The 17,024-nt window shown below is 60.1% G+C and carries 14 protein-coding genes and 1 pseudogene; 8 read left to right on the top strand and 7 right to left on the bottom strand.

The window, feature by feature from the left end; all coding sequences use genetic code 11:
- Nucleotides 1-28: 28 nt before the first annotated feature.
- From A6U87_RS30630 to A6U87_RS10615, 5 genes and pseudogenes are all read left to right on the top strand, one after another.
- Nucleotides 29-1,162 (top strand): annotated as a pseudogene (locus tag A6U87_RS30630) (glycosyltransferase); the annotation flags it as partial.
- Between the two features lie 75 nt (nucleotides 1,163-1,237).
- Nucleotides 1,238-2,236: a glycosyltransferase family 2 protein gene (locus A6U87_RS30110; RefSeq protein WP_065691247.1), complete on the top strand. Its 999-nt coding sequence runs from the start codon at nucleotides 1,238-1,240 to the stop codon at nucleotides 2,234-2,236.
- Nucleotides 2,233-3,153, top strand: coding sequence for a glycosyltransferase family 2 protein (locus tag A6U87_RS10605; RefSeq protein ID WP_065691227.1), 921 nt, complete (start codon nucleotides 2,233-2,235; stop codon nucleotides 3,151-3,153). Before A6U87_RS30110 ends, A6U87_RS10605 begins: the two co-directional genes overlap by 4 nt.
- Complete coding sequence (locus A6U87_RS10610; protein WP_065691228.1) at nucleotides 3,150-4,154, top strand: glycosyltransferase family 2 protein; 1,005 nt, start codon at nucleotides 3,150-3,152, stop codon at nucleotides 4,152-4,154. The genes A6U87_RS10605 and A6U87_RS10610 overlap by 4 nt, the downstream gene beginning before the upstream one ends.
- A 4-nt stretch (nucleotides 4,155-4,158) precedes the next feature.
- Nucleotides 4,159-6,519, top strand: a complete 2,361-nt coding sequence (locus tag A6U87_RS10615) for a polysaccharide biosynthesis tyrosine autokinase (protein WP_065691229.1) — start codon at nucleotides 4,159-4,161, stop codon at nucleotides 6,517-6,519.
- Here the strand turns inward: A6U87_RS10615 and A6U87_RS10620 are convergent, their stop codons facing one another.
- Nucleotides 6,520-7,257 carry a metallophosphoesterase family protein gene (locus A6U87_RS10620; protein ID WP_065691230.1) on the bottom strand — a complete coding sequence of 246 codons (738 nt, stop codon included), beginning with the start codon at nucleotides 7,255-7,257 and terminating at the stop codon, nucleotides 6,520-6,522.
- Nucleotides 7,258-7,466: 209 nt separating this feature from the next.
- On the opposite strand from A6U87_RS10620, the gene A6U87_RS10625 reads away from it, so the two are divergent.
- Nucleotides 7,467-8,588 (top strand): acyl-CoA dehydrogenase family protein, encoded by a 1,122-nt coding sequence (locus A6U87_RS10625; RefSeq protein ID WP_065691231.1) that lies wholly within the window; start codon nucleotides 7,467-7,469, stop codon nucleotides 8,586-8,588.
- On the opposite strand, the gene A6U87_RS10630 is transcribed toward A6U87_RS10625, so the two are convergent.
- From A6U87_RS10630 to A6U87_RS10640, 3 genes are all read right to left on the bottom strand, one after another.
- Nucleotides 8,574-9,038 carry an Rrf2 family transcriptional regulator gene (locus A6U87_RS10630; RefSeq protein ID WP_065691232.1) on the bottom strand — a complete coding sequence of 155 codons (465 nt, stop codon included), beginning with the start codon at nucleotides 9,036-9,038 and terminating at the stop codon, nucleotides 8,574-8,576. The genes A6U87_RS10625 and A6U87_RS10630 overlap by 15 nt on opposite strands.
- Before the next feature lie 250 nt (nucleotides 9,039-9,288).
- Nucleotides 9,289-9,492, bottom strand: coding sequence for a hypothetical protein (locus tag A6U87_RS10635; RefSeq protein ID WP_065691248.1), 204 nt, complete (start codon nucleotides 9,490-9,492; stop codon nucleotides 9,289-9,291).
- 86 nt (nucleotides 9,493-9,578) lie between these two features.
- Nucleotides 9,579-11,630 carry an NAD(+) synthase gene (locus A6U87_RS10640; RefSeq protein ID WP_065691233.1) on the bottom strand — a complete coding sequence of 684 codons (2,052 nt, stop codon included), beginning with the start codon at nucleotides 11,628-11,630 and terminating at the stop codon, nucleotides 9,579-9,581.
- A 271-nt stretch (nucleotides 11,631-11,901) separates the two neighbouring features.
- On the opposite strand from A6U87_RS10640, the gene A6U87_RS10645 reads away from it, so the two are divergent.
- Together A6U87_RS10645 and A6U87_RS10650 are read left to right on the top strand one after the other, a co-directional pair.
- Nucleotides 11,902-12,981 (top strand): NAD/NADP transhydrogenase subunit alpha, encoded by a 1,080-nt coding sequence (locus A6U87_RS10645; protein ID WP_065691234.1) that lies wholly within the window; start codon nucleotides 11,902-11,904, stop codon nucleotides 12,979-12,981.
- 352 nt (nucleotides 12,982-13,333) lie between these two features.
- Entirely contained in the window at nucleotides 13,334-14,380 is a 1,047-nt protein-coding gene (locus A6U87_RS10650; RefSeq protein ID WP_065691235.1) for a porin, read from the top strand.
- Between the two features lie 156 nt (nucleotides 14,381-14,536).
- Here A6U87_RS10650 and A6U87_RS10655 read toward each other — a convergent pair whose 3' ends face one another.
- From A6U87_RS10655 to A6U87_RS10665, 3 genes are all read right to left on the bottom strand, one after another.
- Nucleotides 14,537-15,028: an Rrf2 family transcriptional regulator gene (locus tag A6U87_RS10655; RefSeq protein ID WP_065691236.1), complete on the bottom strand. Its 492-nt coding sequence runs from the start codon at nucleotides 15,026-15,028 to the stop codon at nucleotides 14,537-14,539.
- Nucleotides 15,029-15,182: 154 nt separating this feature from the next.
- On the bottom strand, nucleotides 15,183-16,214 hold the full coding sequence (locus tag A6U87_RS10660; protein WP_065691237.1) for a CorA family divalent cation transporter: 1,032 nt from the start codon (nucleotides 16,212-16,214) through the stop codon (nucleotides 15,183-15,185).
- A 132-nt stretch (nucleotides 16,215-16,346) separates the two neighbouring features.
- On the bottom strand, nucleotides 16,347-16,823 hold the full coding sequence (locus tag A6U87_RS10665; RefSeq protein ID WP_065691238.1) for a MarR family winged helix-turn-helix transcriptional regulator: 477 nt from the start codon (nucleotides 16,821-16,823) through the stop codon (nucleotides 16,347-16,349).
- Nucleotides 16,824-17,024: the final 201 nt, after the last annotated feature.

A 17,024-nucleotide genomic window follows, 5' to 3' on the forward strand; every position in this document is an offset into this window, starting at 1 on the left:
ACCGGCTCGCAACGGAGAAGACATCTCTATGCTCAAAGTCCTCTATCTCGTGCACGATCTGGCTGACCCGGCCGTCCGGCGGCGGGTGCTGATGCTGCGCGAGGGCGGTGCCGAGGTGACGCTCGCCGGCTTTCGGCGCGGCGAAAACCGCCTCGCCGAAGTGCACGGACTGACGCCGATCGAGCTCGGGCGCACCGCCGACGCGCGGTTCGCCCAGCGTATGGCCGCTGTCGCGAAAGCCATGACGGCGTTGAAAAGCCTGCTCAAGAATACCGGCAAGCCGGACGTCATCATCGGCCGAAATCTCGAAGCGCTTGCCATCGCCGATCGCGCCAACACCCTGTTCGGCGGCGATGTTCCTGTCGTCTACGAGTGCCTGGACATCCACCGTCTGCTGTCGCGCGGCGATTTCGCCGGCAAAGCGATGCGGCGGGCCGAGGCATTCTTCGGCCGAAATGCCAGACTGATCATGACCAGCTCTCCTGCGTTCATCGAGAATTATTTCGCGCCTCACTCAGGCGTCCGTGCGGAGACCCTGCTGATCGAAAACAAGGTCCTAGCACTCGACGCCTCAGGGCCGGAACCATCGATCGTACGGCCTCTCAAGCAACCCGGTCAGCCTTGGAAAATCGGTTGGTTCGGCGCGCTTCGCTGCCGCAAGTCGCTTGCCCTGCTGGCGGATTTCTCCCGCCGCATGGAAGGACGGGTGGAAATCGTGTTGCGCGGTCGCCCCGCCTATTCGGAGTTCGAGGACTTCGACAGCTTCGTGCGCGACGAGCCCTATCTGCGTTTCGAAGGGCCATATCGAAACCCGGAAGATCTCCGGGCCATCTACGACGACGTCCACTTTTCCTGGGCCATCGACTTCTTCGAGGAAGGTCTGAACTCCAGCTGGCTCTTGCCGAACCGGCTCTACGAGGGCTGCCTTTACGGCACCGTTCCGATTGCCTTGGACGGCACGCAGACCGCACGCTTCCTGCACGCAAAAGACATCGGCGTTGCTCTTTCCGAAGCGAGCGCATCCGGCCTACAGGCTCTCTTCGAGACCATGACCGGCGAGCGATATCACGCCTTGAGCGAGGCCGTCGCCGCCCAGGACCGCAAGACATGGCTTGCCGACCGCAGCGATTGCGAAGCGCTCGTCGCAAGCCTTTCCCGCCTTGTTCCGGCCATCGCAGAGAGGGGCGAAGCCGGTGCAATTCTTTCAGAAACAGCAGCTCCAGAAGGGTGGACAAACATGAAGTCTGATGTGTGTAGCAGCGTCTCCAGCCTCATCATCATCCCTTGCCTGAACGAAGAGAAACACATCGAGCCCCTGCTCGGCAAACTGAGCACCGAACTCGATGATCTCAATGCGCAGATCGTGGTTGCCGACGGCGGCAGCAAGGATGCGACACGCGAGATCGTCGCGCGCACGAGCGCAATCGATCCTCGCATCGTCCTGCTGGACAATCCGCGCCGAATCCAGAGCGCCGCCATCAACCTGGCGGTCGCCACCTTCGGGCGCGACTACGACTACATGATCCGCATCGACGCGCATGGCGACTATCCCGCCGACTATTGCCGCCGCCTCGTCCAGGAAGCCGTCGAAACGCAAGCTGACTCGGTTGTCGTGGCAATGCAGACGGTCGGCTTCGGCACATTCCAGAAGGCGACCGCATTCGCGCAGAATTCCAAGCTCGGCAACGGCGGCTCGAAACACCGTGAGGGTGCCAAGGGCCACTGGACCAACCATGGCCACCACGCGCTGATGCGCATCGCCGCCTTTGATACCGTCGGCGGATACGACGAAACGTTCAGCCACAACGAGGACGCGGAACTGGACTACCGCCTGAAGAAGGCGGGTTTCGGCATCTGGATGACTGACAAGACACGGATGATCTATTATCCGCGCTCCAGCGTCGCCACGCTGTTTCGCCAGTATCTCGGTTACGGCCGCGGCCGGGCGAAGAACATTCTGAAGCACGGCAGCATGCCGAGCCTGCGCCAGCTGCTACCCCTTCTCGTCGTTCCGGTGTTCATTGGCGCCTTCCTTGCCGTCCTGAACTGGGCCGCCGTCATTCCGTTCAGCCTCTGGGCCGTTGCCTGCGTGGGCTACGGCTTCTGGATGGCCGTCGGGCAGCGCAACCCCTACGGCCCGTTGGCCGCAGTCTCCGCTATGGTCATGCACTTCGCCTGGTCTGCCGGCTTCTGGATGGAGCTTCTGAGTTTCCGCGGACGAAAGGCGTCCTCATGACCAAAACCATCCAGATCGATATCGGCATTTGCACTTACCGGCGCGCTTCGCTGCATGAAGCACTGCTCTCGCTTGCCGTTCTCGCCGTTCCCGAAGGCGCCGCGTTGCGGATCATCGTTGCCGACAACGACAAGACCCCGAGCGCCCAGGCGCGCGTCGATGCCCTGCGGCATACCGTGCCCCACAAGATCGCCTATGTTCATTGCCCGGCCTCGAACATCTCGATCGCCCGCAACGCCTGCCTGGATCATGCGACCGGCGACTTCCTTGCTTTCATAGATGACGACGAGGATGCCAGCGAGGAATGGCTGGTCGAACTGCTGGCAACGGCGAAAGCGACCAAGGCGGATGCCGTGCTCGGCCCTGTTCGCAGCGTCTATTCCCAGACTGCTCCCGCATGGATGCGCGAGGGAGACTTCCACTCGACACTACCAGTGTGGGTCGCCGGCGAAATTCGAACGGGCTACACCTGCAATGTCCTTCTGCGGCTCGCCTCACCGACCGTGGCCGGTCGCCGCTTCAACCTCGCGCTTGGCAAAACCGGCGGCGAGGACACGGAGTTCTTCAGCCATATGCATGCCGAGGGCGGCATGATTGCCTATGCCGAGAACGCCTATGTCTATGAACCCGTCACGGAAAACCGCGCCGATCTGGTATGGCTCGCCAAGCGCCGCTTCCGCTTCGGCCAGACCCACGGCCGGTTACTGCAGGAAAAGAGCCCGGGTCTGAAGCGGATCAAGACGGTCGGACTGGCCTTGGCCAAGGCCGGTTTCTGCTATGCGGCGGCACTGGGATGCGTCTTTTCCGCGGTTCCCCGCTACCGCTATGCCCTTCGCGGCGTCATGCATTCCGGCGTCGTCAGCGGCCTGCTCGGCGTCCGTGAGATCCGCCAATATGGAACGGCGGAGGCTGCATGACGCAAACCCAGCCCGACGTCAGCTTCATCATCGCCGCCTATAACGCCGCCGGGACGCTTGCCAAGGCGATCGACAGCGCGCTTGCCCAGCGCGGCGTTTCGGTCGAGGTCATCGTCGCTGATGACTGCTCCACCGACGAGACAAGAGCTGTTGCGGAAAGCTACCAGGCAGCCGATGTCCGGCTGGTGGCGCTTGCCCGCAACGGCGGACCATCCGCGGCCCGCAACGCGGCGATCGCGGCAGCGACCGGCCGATGGCTTGCCGTCCTCGATTCGGACGACATGGTAGAGCCGGACAGGCTGCAGCGCATGATCAAGCGCGCCGAAGCCGCTGGTGCCCAGATCGCGGTCGACAATCTTCGGGTGGTCAGGGCCGATGGTACGCCGCCGGAAACGATGTTCGCCGAACATAACCTGTCGCGGACACCGGAGCTGACCCTCCCCGTCTTCATCCGCTCCAACGCCCTGTTTCAAACGACGCATAATTTCGGATATCTCAAGCCCATCTTTCAGCGAGCTTTCGTCGAAAGCCATGCGCTTCGCTTCGACGAGGCGTTGAGGATCGGCGAAGACTATCTCTTCTTCGCCGGCGCGATGGCGCTCGGCGCACAATGCGTGATCGAGCCCGTCCCCGGCTATGACTACCATATCCGCGAGGGCTCGATTTCCCGGGTTCTCGCCCTGCATCACATCGACGCCATGATCGAAGGCGATAAGACCTTCCTTCGAAATTACCCGCTGGATGCGGAGGCTTCGGCCGCGCAGGAATTCAGGACACGAAGCCTGCGCCGGGGACATGCGTTCCTGATCCTCGTCCAGCATATCAAAGACCGGTCGATCTCAGGAGCGATCAGTACAGCATGGAGCAACCCGTCAGCCGTCGCGCATCTGAGGATGCCGATCGCAGCACGACTTGAGCGCGCACTTGCGCCGCTCCGCAAACTGATTGGCCAGCAAGCCGACCTCACAGCCATCGATGGCGCCCGCTCCCGCAAAGGATAGAGCCATGAACCAACGGAACCTGACCTTGCACAGCACTCTGCCGAAAGCGGCCGACGACAGCGATTCCTTCATCGACATCGACCGCCTGATTGCCATCGTGATACGCCGCGCCGGGTCGATCGCCCTTTGCGTCGGAGCGATGGTCGCCGTTGCGGTCGTCTATCTGCTCTTCTCCACCTCGCAATACACATCGATGACACAGATCCTGCTCGATGACAGCATGACCAAATATGCCCAGGATCAGCCACCGATCGCGAATTCGCAGCAAGTGGACATGCAGATCGCCAGCGCCGTCGAAATCCTGAAGTCGAACCAGCTCGCGCTTCGCGTCGTCGATGCCGAAAAGCTTCAGGACAACGACACGCTCCTTGATCCGCCGCAGTCGCCGGTTGCCCTCGTGAAGTCGGGCGTGAAGCTGATCATGAGCGCGCTGCTGCCAGGCAAGCCACCGGCCAACGAGGACGACGAGCGCAACGGCCGCCGCCAGAAGGCCGCATCCCTGCTTCAGGACGCCGTCACCGTATCGCGAGTCAACCGAAGCGCGGTTCTCGCCGTTTCCTTCCGTTCGACCGACCGGCTGCTCGCGGCCCGCATCACCAAGGCATACGCAACCGCCTATCTCAGCGACCAGCTGAATGCCAATTTCGACGCGACCGAAAGCGCGTCGGTCTGGCTCCAGCAGCGTCTGACCGACCTCAGGGAGCGGTCGCAACAGGCAGCCCTTGATGTCGCGAAGTTCAAGTCAGACAACGGGTTGACCTCGGCCAATGGTGAACTGATGTCGGAGCAGCAGCTTGCCGACCTCAACAAGCAGCTGATCGTTGCCCAGGCCGATGCCGCCAGCACTTCGGCGCGCTACAACCAGTTCAAATCCATCGTTGATCTTGGACCGGATAGTGCTGTGAAGAACGCCGCGATCTCGTCCAGCCAGACCGACAACACCGTGATTCAGGATCTCCGCACACGCTACATTTCCGTCAGCAAGCGCGAACAGGAAGTGACCGCGAATTTCGGCGAGGACCACCCGCAAGCCGTCGCACTGCGCTCGGAGAAACAGGATCTGACCAACCAGATCTACCAGGAACTTCAGCAGCTGACCGCGAGCTACCGCAACGAGTTTGAAGTCGCCCGTTCGCGCGAGGCATCGCTGCGCCAGAATATCGATCACCTCACGGGCAAGAATTCGGAGGCCGATCGGTCGCTTGTCCAGCTGAATGATCTCGAGCAACGCGCAACGGCATTGAAGACGCTCTACGAATCCTACCTCGGAAAATACGAGGAAGCCTCGCAGCAGCAGTCCTTCCCCATCGCCAAGGCTCGCGTCATCTCGGAGGCGGGCGTACCGGTGTCGCCGTCCAGCCCGAAGAAGACCATGACGCTCGGCTTGGCGATCGTCCTCGGATTGATGGCCGGCGGCGCCCTGACCGTCTTCCAGGAATTCCGCGAGCGCTTCTTCCGCGTGGAGGGAGATGTCCGCACCATCCTTGGCCTCAAGTTTCTCGGTTACCTGCCTCTGGTCACCAAGGGGCCACGCGAGAACAAGATCTTCCGGCCTCGCGCTCAAACGCCGGCGAAGGTCGTCACACCCGAGCCCGATAACAGCGACGCAACATTCGAACGCATCATGCGCGTCGTGCTCGAAGCGCCTCGTTCAGTCTTTGCCGAGACCCTGCGTAACGCCAAGCTTGCCAGCGACGTCATGTTCCAGGGCAAGTCCGACCGTGTCATCGGCGTGGTCTCGGCAATGCCGGGCGAAGGCAAGTCCACCACGTCCGCGAACTTCGCGGCCCTTCTGGCATCAAGCGGCAAGCGCACGCTTCTGATAGACGCCGACCTTCGCAACCCCGGCCTGACACGCATGCTCAAGAAGCCGCCGCAGCACGGCCTCGTCGAAGCTGTTCTTGGCGAAGTCCCTTGGGCGAGCGCGGTCAAGGTCGATCCGGTGACGAAGCTCGCGATCCTTCCGGTTCTGCCGAACGATCACCTGATGCATACCAGCGAACTTCTGGCCTCGCAGGGCATGTTCAATCTCATGGAGAACGCGCGGAAGATGTTCGACTACATCGTCGTCGACCTTGCACCGCTCGGGCCTGTCATCGATGCCAAGGCCTTCGCGCCGCAGGTCGATGGCTTCCTGTTCGTGACCGAATGGGGTGCGACACCGACCAATGTCGTGCGTGACCTGCTCAACGCGGAACCGCAGATCAAATCCAAGATCCTGGGTGTGATCCTGAACAAGACTGACATGACCGAGCTCGGCAAGTTCACCAACTTCGGCGGCGCGGAACGTTACCGCCAGAAATATGTGAGCTACTACACCGACGAAGCACCGAAGCCCCGGCAGCCGGCTGAAGCCGGCGCCTGATCAGGTCGAGAACAGGTGCACTCGTCCACGCCACAGACGAGCGACCGTGAGGCGGTCGCTCTTGTAGGCGCCGGTGTCGATGTTGAGACGGCTTGCCCGCACATCGGGCTGTTCGACCGGCGTATGTCCGTGCACGACCAGCTTCGGCAAGGGTAGCGCGCTGTTGATAAAGCGCTGGCGAATGAAGACCAGGTCCTCGTCGTCCTGGTCTTCAAGTGGCCGTGCCGGATCGATCCCGGCATGGACGAACAGGATATCGGGCGTGTCGATCAGGATCGGCAGCGATCGCAGGAACTCGATATGCGACGTCGGTATGGATTGCCGGATAAAGTCATCCAGCTTGGCGGCCGTCGGAAAAATCCGCGGCAACTGCTCGGGATCAAGCCCGTAGGATCTCAGCAGCGCATCGGAGCCCATCGGCATCCAGTCGGAAAATGAAATCAGCCCGTCGAGGTAATCGAGCATGGTGGTTTCGTGGTTTCCCGTCAGGCAGATGCGATCGAAATTCTCAGGCGGCGAGGTCATCAGATGCGAGATGACCTGAGCGGAGGACGGCCCCCGATCGATATAGTCGCCGAGTGTGATGATCAGCTTGCGACCCGGCAGCATTGCAGCGTCATCGACGATCGCTCGCTCGGCCTGTTGCAGCAGATCATGCCTGCCGTGGATGTCACCGATCGCGTAGATCGGCATGTCACCGGGATCAAGTGTAAGCCGTGTGCGGCCGTTCGGTGTCATGTAAGACCTCTCACTGCATAGGAATTTGACGACCTGATTTTCAGGATGACGCCCGCCAAGGTTTCACCGAGACGCGACGCCATAACTACCGGGCTTGCGGCGACAATCAAGCGGATAAGAAAATTTCAATACCATGCCTACTTGTAGAAAAACGCACCTTATCTTCAGAAATGTGATCCCTCAGACTGCTGGGAACAGAGAGGTTGCCGATGGGAACCGTTTCGCAGTTTCACAACCGGCAAAGGCCGGTGGCGCATAGAATTGAAAGCGAGGAAGAGGCGATCGCGATCGCCCGAAGGCTTGCGACAGCATTCGCGCAACAAGCGAGTGAACGCGACATCAATCGCATTCTCCCCTATGCGGAGCTCGATCAGCTCTCCCAGTCCGGCCTGACGGCTATCACCATCCCTCCCGAGCATGAAGGGCTCGACGTTTCCAACGCCCTGCTCGGCGAAATCGTCGCCATCATTGCGGAGGGCGACTCGTCGGTCGCCGAGTGTCTTGAGCTGCACTTCCGCGTCCTAGAACAGGTCCGTATTCTTGCCGATGACGAATTGAGATCCTCCCTCTTCGCCCACGCGCTGGCAGGCGAACGCTTCGCCAGCGCATGCTTTGCCGAACCGGACGCCGTGGCGTCTGCAGGAGGCGGTTATCGATTGGCTGGTCGAAGCACCCCGGCCCCCGCTCTGCTTTTCGCAGACTGGTTTGCAATAACGAGCAAGAACGAAATTCAGAATCTGGTGCTCTACCTGCCGCGGGAAGCCGAGGGCCTGCGCATCATCGACGACTGGGACGGCTTGGGACAGAGAACGAACGGCGGCGCCACCATAATCGCTGATGGCACTCTGGTGACCGCGGATGCAACGTCTGCCATCGCAACACCCTCCCCCTCGATTGTCGACGCAATCACAGCTCTCCTGCACGCCGGCACCAGCCTTGGGATCGCCAGGGCGGTCCTGGCAAACCTGGCGGCATCGCCGCGTCTTGCGGAGATCGGCAAACTGGTCGTCACGATAGAGGCAGCCGCCGCGCTCGTGGAAAGTGCGGGCCGAAAGCTCGATGTCGCGCAGGTCTCGTCATCGCAGAAGCTCGTCGAAAGCGCGTTCTACGCCGCGTCCGCCGCCCAGATCACCGCAAGTTCGGCAGCACTCGAAACCGCCAACGCATTGTTCGCGCTTTCAGGGGACGACGCGGCCGGCATCGGTCGTAATCTCGATCGGCACTGGCGAAACGCCCGCATTCACGGGCTGGCTCAGCCCGTGAACGAATTCTATTCGGGCATCGCAGGGCACTATTTCAGTGAAATCCGCAACAGCTCAGCTGACGGCTGAAATCGGCAGTTCTTCCGGGGCATCGTCGAGCTTGCCGCCGGAGGCCACGAATTGAGCCAGCGTCATGTTGTCTAGAATGTCGGCAATCGCGTCGCGTACCTCGGTCATGGAGCGACGCACCTGACAGGTTTCGGGATCCGAACAGTCGTCGCATGCCTCATAAGCGGTGCGGCTGGCGCAGCGGATCGGCGCGAGCGGACCGTCGAGCGTACGGATGACATGACCGATGCGAATTTCGGTTGCTGGACGCGATAGCGAATAACCGCCGCCGGGTCCTTTCTTCGAGCGAAGGATACCGACATTGCGCAACTCGAGCAGGATCGTGTCGAGAAACTTCTTCGGAATATTGTTGCGTGCGGCAACGTCATTGATGAAGGCGGTTTCGCCCGGCGCCAGCCGCGCCAGATCGACCAGAGCCTTCAGCCCATACTTCCCTTTTTTCGTCAGCATTTTCTATGCCTCGCACCCTGTATTCCATCCCCTAACCAGCAAATAACGCCAAAACGATGAACGCACAACAAATAGCTATCTTTTATATAGTTTATATCCACGTTTTGCCTGGACTTGGATTTTTTGATCTTGCTTCGGCAATAAATTTAGTAACTTTGCCCACGTCCAATAGTCACGGGAACCGGTTCTTTGCAGCTCATGACGGCACGGGAACAAAGGTAGCGCCGCCAGCCGCCCCAAGCTGGACAAATCAGATCAGCGGATCGAGTCCCTGGGCATCGCTGCTGTTCAACTCTCTCGCAATATCCTCGGCATCCTGCTTTGTCAGACCGACCAAATCGCGTCCGTCCGTCGCAGCGGGCAGTGAGGTCATGGTATCCATGACCGCCCATCGACCGGGGAATTCCTGGAAGACTTCATAGCGCGGAAGATTTTCAGAACGGCAATCTCTCATGACGAAGACCTCCGGGCGTTTGCACGTCATCCCATATTTACCGCACCGGTCCTCCCCGGCAAGGCAAAGGTGGTCAACTCAGTCCATCAGTCTTTGACATCAGGCACATTGGCTTTCAGTTCTTTCAGCCATATTCGCGCGTTGCCATCCGATGGCGCACGCCAGTCTCCGCGCGGCGAAAGCGAGCCGCCCGATGTAACTTTCGGCCCGTTCGGCGAGGCCGAGCGCTTGAACTGACTGATCGTGAAGAAACGGAACAGAAAGACTTCCATCCAATGCTTGATCGTGGACAGATCGAAGCTCCGGCGCTTGTCGGCCGGAAAATGCGGCGGCCAGACGCCGGCGCCGGCATCGTGCCATGCCTTGTAGGCAAGGAAGGCCACCTTCGACGGACGAAGACCGAAACGCGTCGTGTAATACAGCGCGAAGTCGTGGAGGTCGTAGGGTCCGATCTTATCCTCGGTGCTTTGCATCACGCCATTCTCGTCGGCTGGAACCAGCTCGGGTGAAATCAGCGTATCGAGAATGCGCTCGAGCGTTGCTTTTGCCTCGGCATCGAAATCGCCGGTGCGGATAACCCAGCGGATCAGATGCTGAATAAGCGTCTTCGGGATCGATGCGTTGACATTATAATGACTCATCTGGTCGCCGACGCCGTAGGTCGACCAACCAAGCCCGATCTCGGAGAGATCGCCCGTGCCGAGCACCAGCGCGTTACGCTGGTTGGCCGCGCGGAACAGGAAATCCGTCCGCAAGCCGGCCTGAACGTTCTCGAACGTGATGTCATAGACCGGTTCGCCATCCGTGAACGGGTGCTTCAGGTCCTTGAGAAGTTGCAGCGCCAGCGGACGTATATCCACTTCCTCGGCGGTCACGCCCATGCTGCGCATCAGCGCCCACGCATTCGACTTGGTGGCATCCCCCGTGGCGAAACCGGGCATCGTGAAGCAAAGGATATCCGAACGCGGCCAGCCGAGCTGATCATAAGCGCGCGCGGCAACCAGCAGCGCATGGGTCGAATCGAGACCACCCGAGATACCGAGGCAAAGGCGCTTGATACCGGTCGAGCGCAGCCGCTTCATCAAGCCCTGCACCTGAATGTTGAAGGTTTCGTAGCAATCCTGATCGAGCCGCCCCTCGTCTGCGGGCACGAACGGGAAGCGCGCGACATCTCGCTTCAGCCCGATATCGCCTTCAGGCTTCTTGAACGCGAACGAGACCCGCCGGAACTCGCGATCCGGGCCGAGGTTGAGCGTGGCGGCATCGTTGAACGTGCCGGTCCGCAGCCGCTCGAGGCGCAACCGCTCGACATCGATATCCGCCACGCACATCTGCGATGTCGTCGGAAACCGCTCTGTTTCCGCAAGCAGGCTGCCGAGTTCGTAGATGCAGGCTTGGCCATCCCATGCAAGGTCGGTTGTTGATTCGCCCGGACCGGCCGCTGAATAGACATAGGCCGACCAGCTACGCGCCGATTGCGCCGAGCACAGCAGCTTGCGCGTGTCCGCCTTGCCAACCGTAATATTGCTCGCGGAAAGATTGGTGAGGATCAGTGCACCCGCAAGCGCACCGAAATCGCTCGGCGGTGCAGGCGCCCAGAGGTCCTCGCAGATCTCGATGTGAAACACGAAATCAGCGACGTCTTCGGCTGCAAAAATCACATCGACGCCGAACGGCACGACCTGGCCCGCGACGCGGATCTGCTGGCCACGCACGCTGCGGCCGGACGCAAACCACCGCTTTTCGTAGAACTCACGGTAATTTGGCGGAAACATCTTCGGAACGACGCCGAGCACGCGTCCCGCATGGATGGCAACGGCGCAGTTGAAGAGCCGCCCCTCGCTATGCAGCGGCGCGCCGACGAGTAGCACCGGCGTCAGATCCCGGCTGGCCCGAACGATCTCGGCAAGCGAGGCTTCGACCGCCTTGAGCAGTGCATCCTGGCCAAGCAGGTCGTCGATGGAATAGCCGGAAATGCCAAGCTCTGGAAAGACCATGAGGGCGACGCCCTGCGCATGCCCCTGCCGCGCAAGCTCCAAGGTCGCGGCTGCGTTGAAATCGGGATCCCCGATTTCGCAGTTCGGCGTACATGCCGCTACACGTACAAATCCCTGATCATAAACCGAATAGAAATTCACAAATGCCTCCAGCAGCCAAGCGCTTCAGGACAAACCATTACATCCAAACGCGCTTACGCAAAACCTGATCTCTCGCCATGATCGCAATTCAAGAATTACCTGATGCAAGCAGGCGGAAAGTCTTCGCGAACAGTAACTTACCCAAAGTTGAGCGCCTGTGCAAAGATATCGCGGAGGGATGAAAATAATTACAAATTTGTCATAAAACGATGGGGGAGAACGCCTATATCGCTCCGGCACCACTCCGAAATACCTTCTTGAAGAGCGATGAATGCACAACACTATCCGCGTCCAGATCGGACTGCTTCGGGAGACTTTTCCCGATGAGCGTCGCGTTGCGCTGACGCCGGATGATGTGCGCCGTCTTTCCCCACGCGTGACGATCCGCTTCGAACGTGGCTGCGGCATCGCCGCAGGTCATGACGATGACGCCTATGTCGCCGCCGGAGCACAGCCGGCCTCGTTCGAGGACATTCGATCTCGGTCCGACATCATTCTCTCCGTTCGCCAACCGGACATCGACCGGGCGCCTCCCGAACGCGCCATTCTCATCTTTCTCGGATCAATCGAGGCTGACGACGCAGGCAGGAGCCATCCTTCGCGGCTCAACCTCTCACGGCTTGCCGGCTTTCCGGATGCCGGCAGCATGGATGTCTCGACAACGCAGGCGATCATCTGTGGACACGCCGCGGTTCTGGAAGCCGCGCGGCGGCTCGGCGTCTCACCATCGATGCTGACGATCGACGGCAGCTTTGTGCGCCCCATCAAGATGCTGGCGCTTGGCGCCGACACGTCTTGCCTGCAGGCGATTGCGACCGCACGTCGCCTCGGCGCGATGACGCATGCAATCGCCTTCTCCGACGACGCGCAAGACAGGATCGAGAAGCTGGGCGCGAAACTTCTTCTCGGCGGCATCGGCCTCTCGGCAAATCCGTCCCCGGCAGACATGAGCGCGCTACGCCGCCGAATCACGCCGCAACTCATCGACAAGCAATTGATCGTCACAGGCGCCACCCTGCCGGGCGCGCGCCCCCCGATCCTAATCGACGAAGAAGCATTGTCCAGCCTTGCGCCGGGCACGATTGTAATCGACCTGACCGCCGCTGACGGCGGCAACTGCTCGGTCACGGAACCGGATCAAGTCGTCGACATTCACGGCGTTCGCGTCGTCGGTCTGACGACGCTCGCAAGTCTCGAAGCTGCGGAGGCAAGCCGCCTTTTCAGCGAAGGCATCCATGCATTGCTAGGCCGGATCGTCGATGCGGACGGCAGCCTGTCTCTGAACAGATCCGACCCGATTATTCGCGCACTGACGGCAGCCGTGGGGGAGGCAATACGCGTCGCATCCTGATCGCTGCGACCGCCTTCACTGACCAAAGGAACGGACATCCGAAGGCAAAATGCTGCGCTGCAACATTGTTACTCGGATAAACACAACTGCTATAAGTCATTGACCAATAGCAGTTTTCTACCGTGGCTGAATTGCGTCGAACGCCACCGTTGCCTTTCTGCAACAGATGTTTTTGCTCTGCAATAAAAAACAAATTATGACTGTATCTATAATTGATACATTTATTCGGAAATGTAATTTGGCGGCGCGGAGACATCACGTCCCCGTGAGGGCTTGTTTGACAATTGGGGTAGGTAGGGCCGTTTACGGCAATGATGACCTGTGCCCAATCCACATTAGATTGGACTCAACTATGACTATTAGAATGATGCTCATCAGCTCGGCAGCGGCTCTGGCCGCCGTATCGGGCGCCCAGGCTGCCGACGCCATCGTCGCCGCTGAACCGGAAGCTGTTGAATACGTCCGCGTATGCGACGCCTACGGCACCGGCTACTTCTACATCCCGGGCACGGAAACCTGCCTGAAGATCAGCGGTTACATCCGTACCCAGGTCAACGGTGGCCCGAATGCCAGCGCGACCAACGGCAACGGCACCTCTGTTGCCAACGACTCTGACTGGGATATGTACACCCGCGGTCAGGTCCAGTTCACCGCCAAGAGCGACACTGAGTATGGCCCGCTCACCGGCGTTATCGTCCTGCAGACCAATGCGGACAACGCTTCGTCGCAGGCCGCTGTGCTCGACTCCGCTTACATCGACGTCGCCGGCTTCCGCGCTGGTCTGTTCTACAGCTGGTGGGACGACGGCCTCTCGGGCGAAACGGATGACATCGGCAGCAAGGTTACTCTGCACAACTCGTTCCGTTATCAGTACGAAGCCAGCGATTTCTACGCTGGTATCAGCGTTGACGAACTGGAAGACGGCTACTTCGGTGCTGGCGAAACCCCCAACAATATCGGCGTAGCTGTTGGTCTCGGCGGCAAGGCTGGTATCTTCACCTACCAGATCACGGCTGGCTACGACACCGACAACGAAGAAGGCGCAGTTCGCGCCATGGGTACCGTTGCGGTTGGCCCGGGCACGCTCGGCCTCGCAGGCATCTATTCGTCTGGCCCGAACTCCTACTACCAGAAGGCGGAATGGGTTCTCGCTGCTGAATACGCCATCAAGGCGACCGACAAGTTCAAGATCACCCCCGGTGTTCAGTACTACGGCAACTACGGTATCGACACGGCAACCGGTGATTTCGATGACAGCAACGACGCATGGAAGGTCGGCGTAACGCTTGACTACCAGATCGTTGACAACCTCTACGCCAAGGCAACCGTCAACTACTTCGAGCCGGACAACGGCGACGATGTAACGACCGGCTTCTTCCGCCTGCAGCGCGCGTTCTAAGAAGCGGCAGCGCCGCATTCTATCTTTCCTCGACGACCACAGTGGTCGAGGAGAATTTGCGGCGCTCCATATCGTTTCTGATCAGATTGACCTCCGATCAGTTAGGAGAGGTGGTCCGGGTTCCCTGCCTGGCCGCCTCTTTTTTGTCGGTGAGTTTTATTCCGCAGCGTGACGGCTGCTATTGAGGCCTGTTTCCGTCGTACCCTGAAGAGCTGCTTTTTGCGCCTCAAGCCGGCGCAGTTCAGAGACGCTGTCTTGAATCGTCACCGAACCAAGCATGTCCACGACCGCCTTTTCAGCCCGGTCGCAAAGAAACTCGGAGAGATCGCCGATGTTTTCGCCCACAAGTCCTTCATGGGGAATGTCGTGGCGAGTCGCCCAGATTCTCTTGTCGCCGGTTACCGCAGCATAGATCTGGCTGAGCAGGATCTGGTCTCGCGGACGCGCCAGACGAATACCGCCCTTGCCACCCGCCGATGTCGCCAGAATGCCGCTTTCATTGAGCGGCAGCAGCAACTTGCGGACAAAGCTTGAGCTTGTATCGAGCCCCTGCGCGAGCGACTGGCTCGTGGTTCGAAGATCGGCTTCTTCATTCACGGCAACGCTGATGACGATCTGCAGAGCTGTCGAGAAGCGAGTGTCGATCATGCCGAACCTGAACCCTTATATTTCGCGCGGATGACGTGTGACATCCGCAACAGAAATATTTCCGGGAGAATTCCCTTGTCAAGAAATGAGGCAACGCAGCGCTCGTCAAATCTTCGTGTGACAGTACACGCAACAAACCGCGAATCGCATCTCCCTACAACCAGCCAATTCGGCGTAGCGCCCACAAGGTCGCGATCGACGTGATCGTCACGAAGGCAACAATGATCACAAAGGCCCAGGTATCGTTGACGCCGGGGATGCCGCCGACATTCATCCCGAACAAGCCCGCCACGACGCTCGGCGGCAGCAGCAGGGCCGCCAGCGCAGCCAGTCGGTTGGAGTTGCGGGCAATCCGCTCGCTGATCACGGTCGAAAGGTCGTCGTGCAGGATGCCTGTCCGGTCCCGGATCGCGTCGAGATACTCGATGAAGCGCATGAGCTTGTCGATGACCTCGCGAAGCCGCAGCTTGTCTCGTTCAAGCAGCCAGGGCGCATCGTCGTGCTCGATCCTATTCAGGGCATCGCGTTGCGGCGCAAGATAGCGGCGAAGCTGCACGGAGCGCCGGCGAAGGAGCTTCAGCCGCTCCCGGACTTCACTCGCATCGCCATGGAAGATCATTTCATCGAGTTCGTCGACCTCTTCGTCCATGCCATCCAGCACCGGCTCAAGGTCGCGCACGAGCTTATCGCCGATCAGCGCCAGCAGGTCGCCGGTGCGTTGCGGCCCCTTGCCTTTCTCCAACGCCAGGCGAATGTCGCGAAGGGCCATGATGTAGTGGCCGCTGTCGCGCAGCGAAATCAGCCTGTTGAAGTCCGACCATAGGTGGAGCGGCACAAGATCGATCTCTCGGTTGCCATTCTCTACTTCTTCCGGTGCCGTGGCGCAGACGCCGCGCAGGATGATGAGCAAGCCGTCATCGACCGGCTCGACGCGCGGCCGCGTCTCTTCCTCAAGCAGCGCTTCGGTCACGAAGGGATCAAGGCCACCCTGCCGCTCCACCCACTCCGCCGCCGCGGGATGATCCCTCTCGAAGTGAAGCCAGAGCACGCCGTCTTCCGGCTTCCAGGCACAAACGCCTGCCATATCGAGCTGTCGGCATCCGCCGTGTCCGTCGAGCAGGAGCGCAAAGCGCAATCCCGGCTCGACACCGTAGTGGATTGTTGATGAGGCACTCGCAGTCTTCATTCGCCCTACCCGCCAGACAGAGCCAAAAAATGCAACCAACACAGACGCTTGCCATGTTTCGACGAAATCTAGCACGTACGGAAGAGCGTGCAACAGAATTGCGGCCGAGCGGGCGACGGTCTCCGCTTGTGCCTAGCGCACATCCCCGGGCTCGTCGCCGGCAAGCGCTGGCTCGGAAACATCGATGTTGTCGAATGCCTGAAGGACGCGCACTGCCGCTTCGAGATCGGCCTCATCGACGTCGCGCAATATTCTCGAGCGCAAATCGTCGAGAATTCGCTCCATGCGAGCCGCCAGCGCGACACCTTCCGTCGTCAACCATAGGCCCTTTGCGCGCCGATCCGTCGGATCGTCCTTGCGCACAACCAAGCCAAGGGACTCCAGCTGGTCGAGCAGCCGCACAAGCGAGGGGCCCTCGATACCGACATGGCTGGCGAGCACCACCTGTCGAACGCCATCGCCAAGGCGGCCAATCCACAGAAGCGGCGTTGCCGAGGCTTCTGAAATGCCATGAGAACTCAAGACCATATCCACCGCCCGGCGCCATTGGCGGCCGGTCGACAGCAGATTTGTCGTAAAGAGGCGTTGTTGGGCGTCGAGCGAATGCATAGCCTAGATTGATAGCTGCAACATAGGTGCAATTCAAACGAAATGGCGCCTTTCGAAACGGGTTTCATTGTCGCGCGTGTTGCGCCCCTTTTTTCGAAGATCCTAGAGCGGGATTGTTTTAAGTCCGTTCATATCCAGCCTCGCTGAAGTGGTTTTGACACTCCTGCGGGGTGACTGTTTGGAGGATGATTGCGAGTGCGT

Origin of the sequence: Rhizobium sp. AC44/96 (assembly GCF_001692185.1) — a bacterium.
In the GTDB taxonomy this organism is placed as follows: Bacteria; Pseudomonadota; Alphaproteobacteria; order Rhizobiales; family Rhizobiaceae; genus Rhizobium.

Excerpts from the sequence above, each read along its gene's own strand:
- A6U87_RS10650 (WP_065691235.1), top strand. The coding sequence starts at position 13,334 with ATGACTATTAGAATGATGCTCATCAGCTCGGCAGCGGCTCTGGCCGCC.
- A6U87_RS10630 (WP_065691232.1), bottom strand. The coding sequence starts at position 9,038 with ATGCTGACGAAAAAAGGGAAGTATGGGCTGAAGGCTCTGGTCGATCTG.
- A6U87_RS10605 (WP_065691227.1), top strand. The coding sequence starts at position 2,233 with ATGACCAAAACCATCCAGATCGATATCGGCATTTGCACTTACCGGCGC.
- A6U87_RS10660 (WP_065691237.1), bottom strand. The coding sequence starts at position 16,214 with ATGAAGACTGCGAGTGCCTCATCAACAATCCACTACGGTGTCGAGCCG.
- A6U87_RS10620 (WP_065691230.1), bottom strand. The coding sequence starts at position 7,257 with ATGACACCGAACGGCCGCACACGGCTTACACTTGATCCCGGTGACATG.
- A6U87_RS30110 (WP_065691247.1), top strand. The coding sequence starts at position 1,238 with ATGAAGTCTGATGTGTGTAGCAGCGTCTCCAGCCTCATCATCATCCCT.
- A6U87_RS10655 (WP_065691236.1), bottom strand. The coding sequence starts at position 15,028 with ATGATCGACACTCGCTTCTCGACAGCTCTGCAGATCGTCATCAGCGTT.
- A6U87_RS10625 (WP_065691231.1), top strand. The coding sequence starts at position 7,467 with ATGGGAACCGTTTCGCAGTTTCACAACCGGCAAAGGCCGGTGGCGCAT.
- A6U87_RS10645 (WP_065691234.1), top strand. The coding sequence starts at position 11,902 with ATGCACAACACTATCCGCGTCCAGATCGGACTGCTTCGGGAGACTTTT.
- A6U87_RS10665 (WP_065691238.1), bottom strand. The coding sequence starts at position 16,823 with ATGCATTCGCTCGACGCCCAACAACGCCTCTTTACGACAAATCTGCTG.
- A6U87_RS10610 (WP_065691228.1), top strand. The coding sequence starts at position 3,150 with ATGACGCAAACCCAGCCCGACGTCAGCTTCATCATCGCCGCCTATAAC.
- A6U87_RS10635 (WP_065691248.1), bottom strand. The coding sequence starts at position 9,492 with ATGAGAGATTGCCGTTCTGAAAATCTTCCGCGCTATGAAGTCTTCCAG.
- A6U87_RS10615 (WP_065691229.1), top strand. The coding sequence starts at position 4,159 with ATGAACCAACGGAACCTGACCTTGCACAGCACTCTGCCGAAAGCGGCC.